Below are 18,369 nucleotides of genomic sequence, written 5' to 3' on the forward strand. Positions count from 1 at the left end.
ACATTTTCAGTAAAAAAACAAAAAAGCAGACACTAGGTCTGCTTTAAAGAATTCGCTGTTTAAAAGTCTATTTTAGAAATCGAGTTGCTCGACATCTTCGTCTTTTTCAACTTCAGTGTCTTTAGCCTCTTTAGGCTTGCCATCAGCCTGAGCTGTTTTAGGCAATAAATCCTCACGAATTTTAGCTTCAATTTCTTTTGCTATTTCAGGATTATCGGCTAAAAATTGGGCAGCATTGGCTTTGCCCTGACCAATTTTATTACCATTGTAAGCATACCAAGCACCGGCTTTATCAACAAAGCCTTGCTTAACACCCAAATCAATCACTTCACCCATGCGATAGATGCCTGCACCATACATGATTTGAAATTCAGCTTGTTTAAATGGAGGGGCAATCTTGTTCTTAACCACTTTAACACGGGTTTCGTTACCAATCACTTCGTCGCCCTGCTTCACAGAACCAATACGACGAATATCCAAGCGCACAGAAGAGTAAAATTTAAGTGCGTTACCACCTGTCGTTGTTTCTGGGGAACCAAACATCACACCAATTTTCATACGAATTTGGTTAATGAAAATCACAAGACAATTGGCGTTTTTGATAGAGCCTGTCAACTTACGCATTGCTTGAGAAAGTAAACGCGCCTGAACACCAACAGAAGAACTACCCATTTCGCCTTCGATCTCAGACTTAGGGACCAATGCCGCAACAGAATCGACTATCACGACATCAACACTGTTAGAGCGAACCAACATATCAACGATTTCAAGCGCTTGCTCACCCGTATCTGGCTGAGAGATCAAAAGATCCGCGATATTTACCCCTAACTTTTCAGCATAGGATGGATCAAGTGCATGCTCCGCATCAATAAAAGCACAGGTTTTGCCTTGTCTTTGTGCTTCCGCAATAACACTCAATGTCAACGTTGTTTTACCAGATGATTCTGGACCATAAATTTCACAAATACGACCATACGGAAGACCACCCGCACCTAGCGCAATATCCAGACCTAACGATCCGGTAGAAACCGTATCAATATCAAGCTTGGCACCTTCGCCCATCTTCATGATGGCGCCTTTACCAAATTGACGCTCGATTTGAGACAGCGCTGCATCCAGCGCCTTTTTCTTGTTGTCTGCAATAGATGACATAATGAAATCCTTGTGGCTACTTTTCGTTGTGACTAATTGTCGTTGCGGGTAACTCTAGCGTTTTTTTTGGGTAATCTCAAGAAATACTGTATATAAAAACAGTATTATTTTTTATTGCTGCTTAGCCTTTCTTTTACGCCATTCAATGCCGCTAAAACAGTGGCTTCTCTCACCGCTTGACGATCCCCTGAGAATTGAAAACGCTCAACACTGGCGTCTTGCCCAACAATTTGCCAACCGATATAAACACAACCTACAGGCTTTTCTGGTGAGCCACCAGCGGTCCCAGCTACACCACTCACGGCAACAGCAATATCCCCCCCTAACGCTAACGCACCAGCACACATCTCTTTGACAGTCTGCTCAGACACCGCACCAAAAGCGGATAAGGTTTCTTTTTTAACCGATAAACCACGTATCTTAGCGTCATTGGCATAGCTAATCACACCACCAAAAAACCATGACGAGCTGCCCGCTATTTCCGTACATACCGCACCAATCAAGCCACCAGTGCAAGACTCTGCCGTCACCAGAAAATCGCCTTTCGCTTGCAATAACACACCGACTTCTTGTGCAGCATGAGTCATTTTTTGCATCTGATTCATTCGTATTATCCCTTAAATCCTAAGAAAATATCCCGTAGAATACCCCTCTATTTTTTGGATCACAATCGAGCTAGCCTAAATGAGCAATACACCAGCAGACAATCACACGCCGATGATGCGCCAATATTTTGGCCTAAAATCACAGCACCCAAACCAGCTGCTATTTTACCGCATGGGAGACTTCTATGAACTCTTCTACGATGACGCGAAACGTGCTTCTCAACTGCTCGATATTACACTAACGGCTCGCGGACACTCTGGAGGCATGCCTATTCCGATGGCTGGTATTCCGTTTCACGCTGCGGAAAACTACATTGCGCGTTTAGTTCGCATGGGCGAATCTGTGGTGGTTGCCGAACAAACGGGAGACCCAGCCACCAGCAAAGGGCCGGTTGAACGCCAAATTGCTCGTATCGTTACCCCAGGCACCATCAGTGACGAAGCTTTTCTTGAAGAAAAGCGCGAGAACCTTTTGTTGTCTCTTGCTCATCAATCCCGTAAAGGTCTCGATATTTTTGGCTTCTCTTATTTGGACATGGCCAGTGGCCGTTTTTGCCTATTCGAGGTCGATGGTCACGAAGCCCTTTCTAGTGAACTACAGCGTTTATCACCAAGAGAAATTTTGATCTCTGAAGATTTCCCTGCGCGGTCAACATTAAAGCTAGAAAAAGGCATTGCTGAGCTTGGCCCTTGGCATTTCGATTATGAATCCAGCTATCGTCAACTCATTCAGCAATTTAACACCAAAGATTTGTCTGGTTTTGGCTGTGAATCCCTGACAGCTGCGATAGCTTCGGCGGGGGCTTTGCTGCAATATGCCAAAGACACCCAACGCTCAGCATTGCCGCACATTCAATCGATTATGGTTGAACATAAAGATGATTCAGTTCTGATTGATGGCGCGACTCGACGTAACTTAGAAATCGACATTAACTTAACGGGTGGTACTAGCAATACATTGATCAGTGTTCTGGATGACTGCGCTACACCAATGGGCAGTCGCTTGTTAAAACGCTGGCTACATACGCCAATTCGAGATCTAAATGAAATTCAGGCTCGCCAGCAAGTCGTGGCTGAATTGCAAAACACCCATATCTATACCACCTTTGATCAGCCACTCAAAAAAGTCGGGGATTTAGAACGCATATTATCACGAGTGGCGCTACGCTCTGCTCGTCCTAGAGACTTATTACGTCTACGATTTGCCCTTGAAGCCGCACCAGAACTCAACAGCTTGTTGGCCAATGCGGCATCTCAGCGACTGCAGGAGCTTAATCAACGCATTCTGGCGCAACCCGATATTACTGAGACATTGGCTAAAGCCTTGGTCGAAAACCCACCATCGGTGGTTCGTGATGGCGGCATTTTTGCCAAAGGCTACGATGCCGAATTAGATGAGCTTTTAGCCTTGTCGACCAACGCTACTGACTTTCTTGCTGAAATGGAGCGCAGTGAAAAAGCTCGAACTGGTATTAGTTCACTGAAAGTCGGCTTTAATCGGGTACATGGTTATTACATTGAGATTAGTCGCCTTCATTCTGACCAAGCACCAGTAGAATACGTCCGTCGTCAAACGTTAAAAAATGCTGAGCGCTTTATCACACCAGAGCTAAAAGCCTTTGAAGACAAAGCACTCAGCGCAAAGTCCAAATCGCTTGCTCGAGAGAAAGAACTTTATGAATCTCTGCTCGACCAATTGAATGAAGTATTGAGTGAATTACAAACCACAAGCCAAGCTTTGGCACAACTTGATGTGCTAAACAACTTTGCAAAACGCGCCGATGTGCTTAACTTTCGTTGCCCAGAGCTACACAATCGTGGCGGCATTCATATTGTCGCAGGTCGCCATCCCGTTGTGGAATCGGTTATTTCAGATCCCTTTGTGCCAAACGATCTTGAGCTGAATAAGACACGATCTTTGCTGATGATTACCGGCCCTAATATGGGCGGTAAATCGACCTACATGCGTCAAATCGCATTAATCACACTATTAGCTCACACAGGCTGTTTTGTCCCTGCAGAATCGGCTTCCATTTCAGTAGTCGATCGAATCTTTACTCGAATGGGGCTTCATCGGATGACCTTGCCGGCGGTCGCTCAACCTTTATGGTGGAAATGACGGAAACCGCCAATATTTTAAACAATGCGACTAAAAACAGCTTGGTCTTAATGGATGAAGTCGGACGTGGTACCAGCACCTTTGATGGCCTTTCCCTAGCTTGGGCAGCGGTTGATTATTTAGCGAATAAGTTAAAATGCTACGTCTTGTTCGCTACCCATTATTTCGAGTCTCACCACGCTAGCGGATCAACTAGAAAACGCTGCCAACGTTCACCTGACTGCAACGGAGTACGACGATGAAATCGTCTTCTTACACAAGGTTCATGAGGTCTCAGCCAGCCAGTCATACGGCTTACAAGTGGCGCAATTGGCGGGGGTTCCTCGTGATGTAATTGGGCACGCCAAGCAAAAATTGACAGAGCTAGAAGTCGTTACCGGCATTGATCACGACCGTAGCCATCAGACAATGCCGGCCTCTTCACCTCCAACAAAGAGCAAGAAAAAATTCAAGAAGAAAAAGGAGGATATCAACCTCAACAGGTGGATATGTTTGCTCAGGCAGAACAAAACGCCTTGAAAAACGCCATTGAAGCGCTAGATTTAGATAACATGACGCCTTTAGACGCAATAAACGCTTTGTACAAGCTGAAATCTCAACTGTAGTCATTACGGCCATTGAAAACGCTAGCGCTTTGCATGCATCAGGCTTTATGTTGCCATGCAAAGCTCTAGATATAAGCTAATAGCAGATAAATGTAGAGTATTTACGATTGTTGCTTGCCGCCAAATGGCCTATACCTCTAAAATAGTGCGCAATCATTTTTATAGCTTGTAAGGAGAAGTCGAATGGCTTTCATCGTTACCGATAACTGCATTCGCTGCAAATATACTGACTGCGTTGAAGTTTGTCCTGTGGACTGCTTCTACGAAGGCCCTAACTTTTTAGCCATCAATCCTGACGAGTGTATCGACTGCGCATTGTGCGAACCTGAATGCCCAGCCAATGCCATCTTCTCAGAAGACGAATTGCCTGAAGATCAGGAAGTATTTGTTGAACTAAACAGAGATCTATCTTTAATTTGGCCAAATATCACTGAGAAAAAAGACGCCCTTGCCGATGCGGCACAATGGGATGGTGTGGAAGATAAATTAGAGCATCTAGAGCGCTAACTTAACACCATACCAAGATAGGACAAGCCAAAATGTAAAAAAGCGACCTTACGTCGCTTTTTTTATATTTGTCGTATCGAAAATAATCGACAAATAACAAATTTTAGGCAAAAAAAGGGCGCCTATTGGCGACCCTGCTTTTTGCTCACATCCTGTTAAGCATTACTCTTCCGATGAGTAAAACATCCTGTTCGCTTCATCATAAAGCCTCCAAGCTATCCTGATGCATGGTGCTGTCCATCAAACCATATTATTCCTATGAACACTCCCTTGCTCTTGAACATCCTGGTTCAATCCTCTACACCATCAATGGCGTATCAATAAGCACTTCATGCGCTTTTCATCCGTGAATTCCACTTGGATGAACAACAATTTATCAGTTTAAAAAGTTTTATCAACTTCAAAAAAAACGTCTAACATTGAATTTAATCTCTATATATCAATAAGATAAAAAATAACTACAAAGAAAAATCATATTTAGCCACACAATAAACGGGAAAAGCCTACAGGCATGTAAGAAAAGGACTACAAACCACACAAGCTAATTGAAATTCTTCCTCATCATACCGCGACAAGAAACTCATCAGTCCACTTAATTGCATCCAAATAGGTCTTCTTCAAATCGTCTAAGTCTTGAGGGTTTTTAATGGTATGACCATTACCATAATGCTCAACCAGATCAAGCGCGTTACCTACTCTCCCTGATCGGTGGACAATGGCATTAATAAATTCGCTAGGCAAAGGCAGCTCACCTAATACTTCGTCTAATTGCATACCAGTGCAAACATCAATCATAGACAGCATTCCCGCCAAGAAGTATTTATCCTGATTGTTATAACCTCGACTCTGAGCGAACAATTCAGCGTGCTTAGCACGAATCATAATTTGCTCCAATAAGACATGTCTATCCCCCACCATCTCTGACATTAATAATAAATTTGTCAGCGATTTCAGCTTTTCCACACCAATCAACATAATCGCCAAACGCACAGAGTCAACAGACGCAACCAATCCGGTTACAGGAGAATTTAAATAGCGCAACAGCTTATGTACCAGCCCTGCGTCCTGACTGACGATTCTTTCTAACTCATCCACACTCAAGGTAGATGCGTTTAACAGCGATGACATCAGTTGTAACAGAGTCATGCTGTTCACTTTGGACGTTTTACTAACAATCAGCTCAGGTTTTTCAAAAAAATACCCTTGAAAATACTCAATACCTAACAAACGGCAAAATTGATAGTCTTCCCATGTCTCGACCTTCTCAGCAATAATATTGACATCAAATCCTCTCAACGCTTCAATTTGCTTATGAAAGTCATCCTTCCCTAATGCCTGTACATCGAGCTTAATATAGTCCGCAAGCTCAAGAAAGGGGGTAAATTTGCTATGAAAATGAAAGTCGTCTAATGCGATAGAACAGCCAGCTTGCACCCAACGACGTAAAGAAGACAAGAGCACCGCGTCGAAGCCAGCGTTCTCTTGCACCTCAATGACAATGTTTTCTTTATTAATAGGCATGCCACTGTGAACTCAACAAGTAGGCTCGAGGAAAATTAATAAACGCCTTACTGGTACCAACAAGATTTTCCATACCCAGCTCAAAAAGGCTGGTAGCCATCACCTGAGCCGTTGCTCCAACATCATCAATCACATCGGCCTGTGCCGCGACAGCATTTTTGCGATACAGCAACTCATAGCCCATCACAGCAAGTCGACTGTCTACGATTGGCTGCCTTGCCAATGCAACATTAGAGTGGGCTGATAGTAGATTTTCGGCCATAGCATTTCCGTTTCAATAAAAGTATTAGTACTGATTGATACAGTGTCTCAATATTGCCTAAAAATTGCCATTGGGCATAAGCAATAATCTTGGTAACATGGTCTCATTAAATCTGGGCAATTATATAAAGCAAAAAATCTGTGGGGAAAATAATGCCAATATACCGTTCCAAAACGACCACCTCAGGCCGCAATATGGCTGGAGCTCGCGCCCTATGGCGTGCCACCGGAATGAAAGACGATGACTTTCAAAAACCCATCATAGCGGTAGCCAACTCATTCACGCAATTTGTACCAGGTCACGTACACCTTAAAGATCTTGGACAACTTGTTTGCCGTGAAATTGAAGAAGCCGGCGGTGTGGCAAAAGAATTTAACACCATCGCTGTCGACGATGGTATCGCAATGGGCCATGATGGCATGCTTTATAGCCTTCCTTCACGCGATCTTATTGCTGACTCTGTTGAGTACATGGTTAATGCTCATTGTGCTGACGCGCTAGTTTGCATTTCAAATTGCGACAAAATCACACCAGGGATGCTGATGGCAGCAATGCGTCTCAATATTCCAGTGATTTTCGTCTCTGGTGGCCCAATGGAAGCTGGGAAGACCAAACTATCAGAACATAAATTGGATCTAGTGGATGCTATGGTTATTGCGGCTGATCCTACCGCATCTGACGAGAAAGTAGCCGAATACGAACGCTCAGCGTGTCCAACCTGTGGTTCTTGCTCTGGTATGTTTACCGCGAACTCAATGAACTGCCTAACCGAAGCGCTTGGTCTAAGTTTACCGGGCAACGGCACAACCTTGGCAACACATTCTGACCGTCATAGATTATTCCTCGAGGCTGGACGTCGTATTGTCGACATCACCAAACGTTTCTATGAAAACGATGAAACCAACTGGGCACCGCGTTCTATCGCAAACTTTGAAGCCTTCGAAAACGCCATGACCTTAGACATCGCTATGGGCGGATCGACCAATACGATTCTTCACCTGTTGGCCATTGCCCATGAAGCAGGCGTAGATTTCACGATGAAAGATATCGACCGCCTGTCTCGTCGTGTACCGCAATTATGCAAAGTGGCACCAAACTCACCTAAGTATCACATTGAGGACGTCCATCGCGCTGGTGGTATTTTTGGTTTATTGGGCGAACTGGATCGTGCGGGTCTACTACACAATCAATGTCATACAGTGCATTCTAAGACAATGAAAGAAGCACTTGAGACTTGGGACATCATGCGCTCACCAACGCCTGAAGTGATCGAATTCTACAAAGCAGGCCCTGCTGGAATTCCAACACAAACGGCATTTAGCCAATCAACGCGCTGGCCTTCTCTCGATGGCGATCGTAAAGACGGCTGCTTCCGCTCTATCGAAAACGCTTTCTCTCTTGAAGGCGGCTTAGCGGTGCTTTACGGCAATATCGCGGTTGACGGTTGTGTAGTTAAAAGCGCTGGTGTAGACGAATCCTGCCTAGTATTTGAAGGCCCTGCCCACATTACAGAATCTCAAGATGAAGCCGTTAAAAACATTCTTGATGATAAAGTAAAAGCGGGTGAAGTGGTTATCGTGCGCTATGAAGGACCAAAAGGCGGACCAGGCATGCAAGAAATGCTCTACCCAACGTCTTACATAAAATCAAAAGGTCTAGGTAAAGCCTGTGCCTTGCTAACCGATGGTCGTTTTTCTGGAGGCACATCTGGCTTGTCTATCGGCCACGTTTCACCAGAAGCGGCCGCGGGTGGTGCGATTGGTTTGGTGCAGCACGGCGATATCATTCGTATCGACATTCCGAATCGTACGATCAACGTTTTGCTCAGCGATGAAGAGCTACAAGCCCGTCGTGATGCCATGAACGCCAAAGGATCTGATGGCTGGAAACCTGTTGAAGAACGCCCACGTAAAGTCTCTCCAGCATTAAAAGTGTACGCACACTTTGCCACCAGCGCAGACAAAGGGGCCGTACGTGATATTAGTCAAATCGACTAATATCTAAACAGCAACATGCCAAAGGCCGCTTTGCCAAATCTAGGCGTTGCGGCCTTTTTCATAAACAACTTGAGACCTTTGCACGAAGTCACGAGCGAAGCCAAGACGAGGCAAAAATAGGCGAAAAAGCGGAGTTTATGGGTTATAAATGAGCATTTTGAGTCTATTTTTAACAAAGTATTGGCAAGCGCAGTAGTCGTGCAAAAGTCTTAATTTAATAATTCATCACAGGAAAAACAATGCTCAGCTACCGCCATATTTATCATGCAGGCAACCACGCTGATATTTTAAAACATTTGACAGTCAGTCAAATATGTCGCCATTTTATAAAAAAAGACGCGCCCTTTTTCTATTTGGATACACACGCTGGCATTGGTCAATACTCACTAAAATCTGAACAAGCACAAAAGAACAAAGAATTCCACTCAGGTATCGCACGACTATTAACAGAAAATAATCTTCCAGAACCACTGGAAAGACTCTTAGACATTGTTAAAGACATGAACCCAACAGATACGTTGGAGTTTTACCCTGGTAGCCCTAAAATTGTCGATTATTATGTTCGCACAAAAGACAAACTGCACTTATGTGAGCTGCATCCAAACGACTACCCAATTTTGGCTGCTCTTTTTCCTAATAAACGCAAAGCCAACGTAGTTAAAGACAATGGCTTCGCCGCCGTTAAAGCCATGCTACCACCTCCGCAAAAGCGCGGCTTTGTGCTAATGGACCCGCCCTATGAAGTAAAAAAAGATTATCAATATGTGGTTCAAGCATTAGAAGACGGTTACAAGCGTTTTCCTCAGGGAACGTATGCGATTTGGTATCCTGTATTAAACCGTAAGCAAGCGGACGATCTTTTAAAATCGGTAAAATCGACCAATATTCGCAATGTTCTTTTACTGGAACTTTGCATTAGAAACACAGAACAAGAGCGCGGCATGGCTGGAAGCGGTATGATAATCGTTAATCCACCATGGACACTAGAAAAAGATGCCAGAGAATTCTTACCTGTTTTAAGCAAATTATTAGCAGAAGATAATGAGGCGGGCTACCAAGTTACTTGGATCACCCCAGAATGATCACCTTTAGAGGAGCGTGTCATGAACACCCCTTTCGAACTCGCGTTTAAATACATGCCAACGCCTGCTTTTATCATAGAAAGCGCGACGGGCAAGCTTATGTCGTACAATCGCAATTTTGAAATATTGTTTGAAAACTTTAATGCGACGCCTTCGAGCACATGGGAATCCCTTTGTGAAGACGCCGTCTCGCCAGATGACTGGCTCACACTGAATAAAAAAATCCAAAACGGCAGCATTGAACGCTGCGAAAGCTTGATTCGTGTTGGTGACAAGCTCATTAATATGCAGCTTGAAATGCGACACCTTGGTGAATCTGTATTAGCGTGTGTTTATGACACAGACCACATGGACCTTTCTGCTGCCGAAAACACCCTACTCAAGTTTGCCCTAACAGAATCATCTGCTGGATTATGGATATGGGAGACAGAGTCTGATTTAGTCTCTTGCTCAAAATCCATCGCAACACTGTTAAACTATCCTCAAGATAAAACGCCACGTTCAACGGTTGAATGGCATAACATTGTTCATCCTGACGACGTCAAAAAATTAGCCACTGTTGTTAATGAACATGTTGCTTTAAACCAAGACTATTACGAAGTGGAATATCGTATCTTAACAGGAGATCAGCGCTACCTGTGGGTAAAAGAACGTGGCCGCAGCTATACAAAAGGACCTGATGGCAGTATCAAGAAGATCATTGGCTTTATGGTCGATATCAGCCACCAAAAAGCATTAGAAGAGCATTTACGCAATCAAGCAACCTTTGATGAACTAACAGGTTTGCTAACCCGAGGCGCGGCGCTAACGCATTTTAAAAAGCAACTCGGTTTGGCAAAACGCCAATATACACCATTAACCATGGCGAAAATCAACTTGGATGCCAATGAGCGCCTAAGTAAGTTACCCATGGAAGCGCGCAACATCGCCATCCAAACATCCGCCCGTTACATCTACAAAAAGATCCGCGAAGCGGATGTATTAGCACGAGTGGAGCCAGATAAGCTTCTGCTATTACTGCCCAATACTAGCGTGAAAGATGCAAAGACTTTGTTAAAACACCTCATCACCCCTTCGGAAGACGAAAAATCTATTTTATTCGAAGGCAACTCCGATCCAATGGATTTCTGCATCGGCATCGCCGCTTTCCCAGAAGATGGTGAAACCATAGAGGAGCTGGCTCTAAGCGCCAACCAAGCGGTTGAAAACGGCCAAGCAACTTGTAAGCAAATTATGGTTAACTAAAACTGCTGAGCTAAAAGACACTGTTTTGTCATTGAAATTGGTGTCTTTTAGCCTGCAATAACCACCTAAAAGTCAACTAGCCACGCTCCCCTTGTAACGTCAGCACTATTCGCCTAGTGCCACCATGATCTCGATGCTCACCTAGATACACCCCTTGCCAAACACCTAAACACAAGCTTTTATTCCGAATGGGAATGATCAGAGACGATCCTAACATACTGGCTTTGATATGAGCCGGCATGTCATCACTGCCTTCATAAATGTGCTCATAATAGGGCTGATCTTCTGGCACCATATGAGAAAAATGTCGTTCCATGTCTCGACGGACGGATGGATCGGCGTTTTCATTGATCGTCAGCGATGCGGAGGTATGTAGTAATTGAATATGCAACAAACCTATCGACACAGGCTGCAATGTCGATAACGCCGCTTCCACTTGATCTGTGATCAGATGAAAGCCTCGACGCACCGCAGGCAACTCAACTTCAACTTGCTGCCACATAACTTATTCCGCACTGGTTCTTTGATAAACCGAAAAACGATAGTCATAGGGATTTGGCCCTTCCGCGGCGAAGGACTCTTCTCCAATTAGAGTAAAAGACGGCCAATCAACCTCAGGAAAAAACGCATCACCTTCCACTTCCGCATCCACATGAGTAATGTACAGACGATCCGCACGCTCAAGCGCCAGTTGATAAATTTGCGCACCACCGATCACCATGACCTCTTCTTGACCATTCACCAAGCAAATATCTTCACCAAGAGAAATCGCGTCTTCCAGCGTCGTGACTACGTCAATGCCTTCTGCTTGATAAGCAGGGTCTCGACTAATGACAATATTGCGACGGCCTGGTAGTGGCTTTCCAATCGATTCAAAAGTCTTACGCCCCATCACAATGGGTTTGCCCATGGTGGCCTGTTTGAAGTATTTAAGATCATTTGGCAAATGCCAAGGCAAGGCGTTATTAATACCGATCGTTCGGTTGGTAGACATAGCAACAATAAGTGACAACATACAATAACCTGCGTAAAAATCTTGGCTCTTCTTTACTCTAGCAATCCAAGAGCAAAGGCTTCTGATATAATCAATGGCATTTATTATACCCATGACGATCCAGATTGCATTTCTTAACCTGCATTACCAATATTCGTCGAGGTTAAAACTGACAAGGCTTTTTTATGAAACAGTATCTAGATCTTTGCCAACGAATAGTCAACGAAGGTGAATGGGTCAACAACGAGCGTACCGGCAAACGTTGCCTAACCGTAATTAATGCCGACCTAACTTACGATGTTAGCAAAGGCGAATTTCCGCTTGTGACGACCCGAAAAAGTTATTGGAAGTCAGCCATTGCTGAAATCATCGGCTATTTGAGAGGCTATGATAACGCGGCGGATTTTCGTGCGTTGGGCACCAAGACATGGGATGCCAATGCCAATGAAAACGAAGTGTGGCTAAACAACCCTTACCGTAAAGGCGAAGACGACATGGGGTTGTGTTACGGCGCCATTGGCCGCCACTTCCCAAAACCAGACGGCGGTCATATCGACCTATTGAAGCAAATTATCGATGATCTAAGCCGTGGTGTGGATAACCGTGGGGAAATCCTCACTTTTTATCACCCTGGCGCGTTTCACATGGCTTGTCTACGCCCTTGTATGTACAGCCATCACTTTTCATTGCTTGGTGATACGCTTTATTTAAACAGCACCCAACGCAGCTGCGATGTGCCACTTGGCCTAAACTTCAACATGGTTCAAGTGTATGTATTGCTTGCTATCGTTGCGCAAATCACTGGCAAAAAACCGGGCAAAGCCTTCCATAAGATAGTGAATGCTCACATCTATGAAGACCAACTAGAGACTCATGCGTGATGTACAACTAAAACGTGAACCCTACCCGTTGCCAACGCTAAAAATCAATCCAGACATCAATTCTTTAAAAGACATAGAAACCTGGGTAACCATGGATGATTTCGAAGTCGAAGGCTACCAATTTCACGAACCTATCGCCTACCCTTTCTCGGTTTAAACACCTTAAAAAAAGGCGAACCATCATTGGTTCGCCGTTTTCAAAAAATCCGATAATGGTATTCAATACAATTAATGTTTTTGCCCTGCACTTCAGCAAAATTTACATGCTGCTTCACGTCTACAAATCCGTTGTGTATCAGCACTTTCTGCGAGGCAATGTTATCAACAGAAGCAAAAGCAATAAGCTTTTGTAAATGCAGTACTTTAGCCAGTTGAATTATTTTTTCAACAGCACGCTTGGCAATGCCAAGTCCGGCAAATTTTTCACCTATCCGATAACCTAAATAAGCCTCGCTCAACACCAAATTAATATCGGTTAAATTGATGCGGCCAATGATCTCTCCACTGTCATCAATAATGATCATCGGCAGCATGGCTTTTCTTTGATGTTGAGAAAGACATTCTTCGATATGCTTTTTTACACCTTCATCACTGTAAAAACCAGCTTCCCGTGGATTGATATGCAATTCAAACCAAGCTCTGTTTTCTGTTTCAAAAAGCAGTAAAGGTCGAGAATCAGACCGAGATAATAAACGCAGCTCCATCGGCATTAAGCTCCTTTATAAACTTCAGTTCTCCCAATGCCCAAAACGTGGTCAACATCACAGTCATTAATTTGTATAGAGAGAACAAATAATCATACCCCCAAAATAAAAAACCAGCTGCGGTGGCTGGTTTTATCGAAATTTAATACTGAATCATTCTAATTTTTAGGAAATGCCTTCAATTTAAAGCCTGCAATAATCAATCCTGCGCCAACAAAAACCATAGGAAGCGACAATATTTGTCCTTGCGTTACCCAACCAAAAGCAAGATAACCAATTTGTGCATCTGGCTCACGGACAAATTCGACTAAAATTCGGAAAATTCCATAGAAAAGTAGAAACATGCCAGAAACACAGTAACGAGGTTTGTTTTTTTGCGAGAAGAACCACAAGATGCAAAATAACACCACACCTTCCAGAGCAAATTGGTAAAGCTGAGACGGATGACGAGCAAGCTGCAACGGGTCATTTGGAAAAATCATCGCCCAAGATACGTCTGTTGGCTTACCCCACAGTTCGCCGCCAATAAAGTTCCCTAACCGTCCGGCACCTAAACCAATCGGCACAAACGGTGATAAAAAGTCTGTTACATCAACAAGATGTTTTTTGTAACGACGTGAAAAGAAAAACATAGCGGCGATCACACCCAACAAACCACCATGGAAAGACATGCCACCTTCCCAAATACGCACAATAATCAGCGGGTCTTCAACAAAGGCAGGAAACTGGTAAAACAAAATATAGCCAATTCGACCACCTAAAATCACACCAAGCGCACCATAGAAAATCGCATCACTGACCATTTCTGGTGTCCAAAGTCCGTTAGAACGTTTGGCACGGTACATCCCTCCTAAATAAGCGCCAGCAAAGCCTATCAAGTACATAATGCCATACCAGTGCACAGCAACTGGCCCGATGGAGACAGCTATAGGATCTATATCAGGGTAAGAAATCATAATAAAAAAGAACGCCTCTGGTCGGTATTAAGCCACGTTGGTGGTTTTAGATGGTCGAATCAATCGCTCAATATTGGCTTCACGCATTAATCGCGTCATGGTTTGCGTGACGGCTTCAGCATGAGACAGTTTCATCACTTCGCTTAACATGTACTGAGCTTGTGCTAAGGTAATATTACGAATCACCGCTTTCACTTTTGGTAAACTCGTCGAGTTTCATGGACAACACATCATAGCCCATAGCCATTAACAGAATAGCGCCCATTGGATCACCCGCCATTTCACCACACACACTTAACCCCACTCCTTCGTCTTTGACTTGGTCAACAATACTGTACAGCGCACGCAGAACCGAAGGGTGAAAGGAATTATATAAATCCGCAACACGGGGATTATTTCGATCTACAGCTAACAAATACTGGGTCAGATCATTGCTTCCCACGGACAAGAAATCCACCAACTCTGCTAACTCTTTGACCTGATAAACCGCAGCAGGAATCTCAATCATGACGCCAACTTGGGGCATTTTCACGTCATAACCTTCTTCTTTGACCTCTGCATAACCGCGACGAATCAGCGCAAGCGCCTCCTCCACTTCGGCTACATTCGATATCATTGGCAGCATAATTTTCAGGTTATGCAAACCAGCACTGGCTTTGATCATGGCACGAATTTGCGCCATGAAAATTTCCAAATGATCCAAGGTCACCCGAATACCACGCCACCCCAAAAACGGGTTCGCTTCATTGATTGGAAAATACGGCAGCGCTTTATCACCACCTATGTCCAAGGTACGCACAGTCACTGGTGCAGGTGCGAAGCCTTCAAGTTGCTGACGATAAATAACCACTTGCTCTGCTTCGGTCGGGAAACGATCTCGCACCATAAAAGGTACTTCTGTTCGATACAAACCAATTCCCTCAGCACCGCGATCCAGCGATCGAGCAATATCAGCCGATAGGCCAGTATTCACAAATAAAGACAAGCGATGATTATCTAACGTTTCGCAGGGAAGATCCCTGAGAGTTTCATATTCTTCTTCTAACAGGCGCTCTTCATCAACAATTTGCTGATAGTTTTCAATCAACGCTTCAGATGGGTAGGTGAAAATTTTTCCTAAATAACCATCAACAATCAGATTAACCTTATCGAGCTGCGCATAAGGAAGATCCAACGCACCCATAACAGTTGGTATCCCCATGGCTCTGGCTAAAATCGCCACGTGAGAATTACCTGATCCCATGACTGAAACGAGTCCCTTGATCTTATCAATGGGAATCTCCCCCAACATGGAGGCAGTTAATTCTTCACCAACAATAATCGATGGCTCACTAAAGCGTTCCGCAATGTTTGGTGCTTTCTCTTGTAAATGAGATAAGATTCGACGCCCAAGATCACGAAGATCTGATGCTCGCTCGCGTAAATAGGGATCATCCATACGGTTAAACTGGCTAATATGCGCCTGAATAACTTGTCTTAATGCCCCCTGAAATCCCAATTGCCTTCTTTGATTTTCCGAACGATTTCACCAGCAATAGAGTTATCATCTAGAATCTTAAGATATACATCAAACAACGCTTTTTCATCTTCAGAAAGATGTTGGCTAATGCGGTTGCTTGCTCGACGAATATCGTTTCTAACGGCATCAAGTGCCTGATAAAAATCGTGAATTTCTTGATCAAAATCTGTGGTATGGCGATCAGGAATAACATCAAGATCGGCAGGCGGAAACACCACGACACCACGACCAATCGCGACACCAGAACTGCCTGGCACCCCTTTGTAACGAAAATCAGACCCGTTTGGGACGGCGTTGGCGTTTAGATTAGTGATTGCCCCAGTGGCTTCCGCGTGAGCAATAACGCCTGCCAACTGAGCAGATAAGGTAATCAGAAAAGCTTCTTCACCTTCATCAAAGCGACGCTTGTCTTCATGCTGTACCACCAGCACACCTAGCACTTGACGATGATGAATAATCGGCACACCCAAGAAAGAGCGATAACGCTCTTCACCAGTACCTTTTAAGTAATGAAAAGATGGGTGTATGTGTGCATCTTCAAGGTTAACGAGCTCCAGCTCTTCGCCCCACCAAACTTACAAGCCCTTCATCAGCCTTTAAACTAACACTGCCAGCGACATCAGCGTTCAAACCACGAGTGGCCATCAAGACATAATCTGAGGTATTAGTGTCCACCAAATAAATAGAACAAACTTCTGCACGCATGGCACGACGGACACGTCGGACAATAATATCCAATGCGGCAGACAAAGACTGCGCGGCAGTCACCTCTTGTGTAATACGCCTCAGCAAACTTAGCATAACTCTCCCATCGCTCTACATATCCGTCAACATTAAGCTGTTGAGTTTACCACTTTTTCTAGTCGACGGTGTGCGCTAGGAATAAGCTCTTTTAAAGCTCGCCGGTAAACATCTTTTTTAAACGCTACAACTTGGCCGAGTGGATACCAATAACTGACCCAACGCCAACCATCAAATTCTGGACTTTCTGTTCCATCCACGCACACAGAAGCATCAGGACAGCGAATAGACAGAAGAAACCACTTCTGTTTCTGTCCGATACATAAAGGCTTACTATTGTGTCTTAGCATGCGTTTAGGAAGACGATAACGCAGCCAACCTCTTGTTTTACCAATAATCTCCACCTGATGCGGGTCTAAACCCACTTCCTCTTTTAACTCTCGATATAACGCTTCTTCAGGTGTCTCGTCAGGTTTTATGCCTCCTTGAGGAAACTGCCAAGCATTCTGCCCAACACGTCTCGCCCAAAGAAGCTGGCCACGCTCGTTCATCAGTATGATGCCCACATTCGGTCTGTATCCGTCTGCATCAATCACGAGCCATCACCTTCTAATGTAAGAATAAATTGGATTCATTGTTCCATAATTCGCCCATTCGCACAATTAAGACTGCTGTTATTTATTGTCTGCAAGGCTATACTTTGCGCACTTTAGAAGATTTTAAAAGAATTGAGGGAAAACTGTGACACTCGCAATATTTGACTTAGATGGCACCTTATTAAACGGTGACAGTGATTACACTTGGGGACAATTTCTTGTAGAAAAAGGCTTAGTCGATACGCAAGTGTATAAAGAAGCCAACGACAAGTTCTTCAAACAGTACCAATCTGGCACCTTAGACATTTATGAATATCTCGCTTTCAGCTTGGCGCCACTCACCCAATTCTCCAAAGCCGAACTAGCAACACTTCACCAAACCTTTATGCAGGAAAAAATCCAACCCATGATGCAGAAAAAGCCAGCGAGCTATTAAAGCATCATAAAGACCAAGGCCACTTTTTATTAATGATCACCGCGACCAATCAGTTCGTCACAGGACCCATTGGCGAAGCCTTGGGCATGGATCATATTATCGCGCCCGTGCCTGAAATCGTTAACGACCACTACACGGGTAAGGTTGTGGGAATCCCAAGCTTCCAAGCGGGTAAAGTAACACGCTTAAATGATTGGCTAGCCGAAACAGGCCATAGTATGGAGGGCAGCTATTTTTATAGCGACTCTCGTAATGATTTACCTTTATTAGAGCTAGTAGCCCATCCAGTTGCAGTGGATGCGGATGAAACCCTAACAAACATTGCACAAGAACGTGGTTGGCCGCACATATCTTTACGAGATTAACTGGCCAGACACTCAAAAAAAGCGCTGCCAGAGCGAATCTGGCAGCGCTTTTTTTGCAATCAACCGCACTCACAATACAAGC

At 44.2% G+C, this 18,369-nt stretch carries 15 protein-coding genes and 3 pseudogenes; 8 read left to right on the forward strand and 10 right to left on the reverse strand.

All coding sequences use genetic code 11. The features are described 5' to 3' along the window. Nucleotides 1–72 precede the first annotated feature (72 nt). Nucleotides 73–1,152: a recombinase RecA gene (gene recA / locus ONZ52_RS05930; protein ID WP_265217788.1), complete on the reverse strand. Its 1,080-nt coding sequence runs from the start codon at nt 1,150–1,152 to the stop codon at nt 73–75. A 104-nt stretch (nt 1,153–1,256) separates the two neighbouring features. Continuing rightward, complete coding sequence (locus tag ONZ52_RS05935) at nt 1,257–1,757, reverse strand: CinA family protein (RefSeq protein WP_265217789.1); 501 nt, start codon at nt 1,755–1,757, stop codon at nt 1,257–1,259. 79 nt (nt 1,758–1,836) lie between these two features. On the opposite strand from ONZ52_RS05935, the pseudogene mutS reads away from it, so the two are divergent. Continuing rightward, nucleotides 1,837–4,481, forward strand: a pseudogene (mutS, locus tag ONZ52_RS05940) (DNA mismatch repair protein MutS). Between the two features lie 183 nt (nt 4,482–4,664). Further along, nucleotides 4,665–4,988 (forward strand): ferredoxin FdxA, encoded by a 324-nt coding sequence (gene fdxA / locus ONZ52_RS05945; protein ID WP_111609069.1) that lies wholly within the window; start codon nt 4,665–4,667, stop codon nt 4,986–4,988. A gap of 561 nt (nt 4,989–5,549) precedes the next feature. Here the strand turns inward: fdxA and ONZ52_RS05950 are convergent. Together ONZ52_RS05950 and ONZ52_RS05955 are read right to left on the reverse strand one after the other, a co-directional pair. Continuing rightward, nucleotides 5,550–6,509, reverse strand: a complete 960-nt coding sequence (locus ONZ52_RS05950; RefSeq protein WP_265217790.1) for an EAL and HDOD domain-containing protein — start codon at nt 6,507–6,509, stop codon at nt 5,550–5,552. Then, on the reverse strand, nt 6,499–6,771 hold the full coding sequence (locus ONZ52_RS05955; protein ID WP_265217791.1) for a hypothetical protein: 273 nt from the start codon (nt 6,769–6,771) through the stop codon (nt 6,499–6,501). The genes ONZ52_RS05950 and ONZ52_RS05955 overlap by 11 nt, the downstream gene beginning before the upstream one ends. A 152-nt stretch (nt 6,772–6,923) precedes the next feature. On the opposite strand from ONZ52_RS05955, the gene ilvD reads away from it, so the two are divergent. The 3 genes from ilvD to ONZ52_RS05970 all read left to right on the forward strand — a co-directional run bounded on the left by ilvD (nt 6,924) and on the right by ONZ52_RS05970 (nt 11,095). Continuing rightward, the gene (gene ilvD, locus ONZ52_RS05960) at nt 6,924–8,768 is read left to right on the forward strand and encodes a dihydroxy-acid dehydratase (protein WP_265217792.1); all 1,845 of its coding nucleotides are present in this window, start codon (nt 6,924–6,926) and stop codon (nt 8,766–8,768) included. 239 nt (nt 8,769–9,007) lie between these two features. Further along, a complete protein-coding gene (locus tag ONZ52_RS05965) occupies nt 9,008–9,850 on the forward strand; it encodes a 23S rRNA (adenine(2030)-N(6))-methyltransferase RlmJ (RefSeq protein WP_265217793.1) in 843 nt (280 codons plus the stop codon). A gap of 21 nt (nt 9,851–9,871) precedes the next feature. Next, nucleotides 9,872–11,095 carry a sensor domain-containing diguanylate cyclase gene (locus tag ONZ52_RS05970; RefSeq protein ID WP_265217794.1) on the forward strand — a complete coding sequence of 408 codons (1,224 nt, stop codon included), beginning with the start codon at nt 9,872–9,874 and terminating at the stop codon, nt 11,093–11,095. A gap of 76 nt (nt 11,096–11,171) precedes the next feature. Here ONZ52_RS05970 and ONZ52_RS05975 read toward each other — a convergent pair whose 3' ends face one another. Together ONZ52_RS05975 and folA are read right to left on the reverse strand one after the other, a co-directional pair. Further along, complete coding sequence (locus tag ONZ52_RS05975) at nt 11,172–11,597, reverse strand: secondary thiamine-phosphate synthase enzyme YjbQ (RefSeq protein ID WP_265217795.1); 426 nt, start codon at nt 11,595–11,597, stop codon at nt 11,172–11,174. 3 nt (nt 11,598–11,600) lie between these two features. Next, nucleotides 11,601–12,203 (reverse strand): type 3 dihydrofolate reductase, encoded by a 603-nt coding sequence (gene folA, locus ONZ52_RS05980; RefSeq protein ID WP_409418679.1) that lies wholly within the window; start codon nt 12,201–12,203, stop codon nt 11,601–11,603. 71 nt (nt 12,204–12,274) lie between these two features. Between folA and ONZ52_RS05985 the strand changes: the two genes are divergently transcribed. Next, nucleotides 12,275–12,970 (forward strand): thymidylate synthase, encoded by a 696-nt coding sequence (locus ONZ52_RS05985; protein WP_265217796.1) that lies wholly within the window; start codon nt 12,275–12,277, stop codon nt 12,968–12,970. Next, nucleotides 12,963–13,127 (forward strand): thymidylate synthase, encoded by a 165-nt coding sequence (locus tag ONZ52_RS05990; protein ID WP_265217797.1) that lies wholly within the window; start codon nt 12,963–12,965, stop codon nt 13,125–13,127. Before ONZ52_RS05985 ends, ONZ52_RS05990 begins: the two co-directional genes overlap by 8 nt. A gap of 40 nt (nt 13,128–13,167) precedes the next feature. Here the strand turns inward: ONZ52_RS05990 and ONZ52_RS05995 are convergent, their stop codons facing one another. The 4 genes and pseudogenes from ONZ52_RS05995 to ONZ52_RS06010 all read right to left on the reverse strand — a co-directional run bounded on the left by ONZ52_RS05995 (nt 13,168) and on the right by ONZ52_RS06010 (nt 17,486). Further along, entirely contained in the window at nt 13,168–13,680 is a 513-nt protein-coding gene (locus ONZ52_RS05995) for a GNAT family N-acetyltransferase (RefSeq protein ID WP_265217798.1), read from the reverse strand. Between the two features lie 152 nt (nt 13,681–13,832). Then, complete coding sequence (gene lgt, locus ONZ52_RS06000) at nt 13,833–14,630, reverse strand: prolipoprotein diacylglyceryl transferase (protein WP_265217799.1); 798 nt, start codon at nt 14,628–14,630, stop codon at nt 13,833–13,835. A 27-nt stretch (nt 14,631–14,657) separates the two neighbouring features. After that, nucleotides 14,658–16,950, reverse strand: a pseudogene (ptsP, locus tag ONZ52_RS06005) (phosphoenolpyruvate--protein phosphotransferase). Between the two features lie 32 nt (nt 16,951–16,982). Continuing rightward, entirely contained in the window at nt 16,983–17,486 is a 504-nt protein-coding gene (locus tag ONZ52_RS06010) for an RNA pyrophosphohydrolase (RefSeq protein WP_111608164.1), read from the reverse strand. Nucleotides 17,487–17,631: 145 nt separating this feature from the next. Here ONZ52_RS06010 and ONZ52_RS06015 point away from each other — a divergent pair. After that, a pseudogene (locus tag ONZ52_RS06015) lies at nt 17,632–18,287 on the forward strand (histidinol-phosphatase). Nucleotides 18,288–18,369: the final 82 nt, after the last annotated feature.

The organism is Marinomonas rhodophyticola (genome assembly GCF_026113935.1).
GTDB lineage: Bacteria > Pseudomonadota > Gammaproteobacteria > Pseudomonadales > Marinomonadaceae > Marinomonas > Marinomonas rhodophyticola.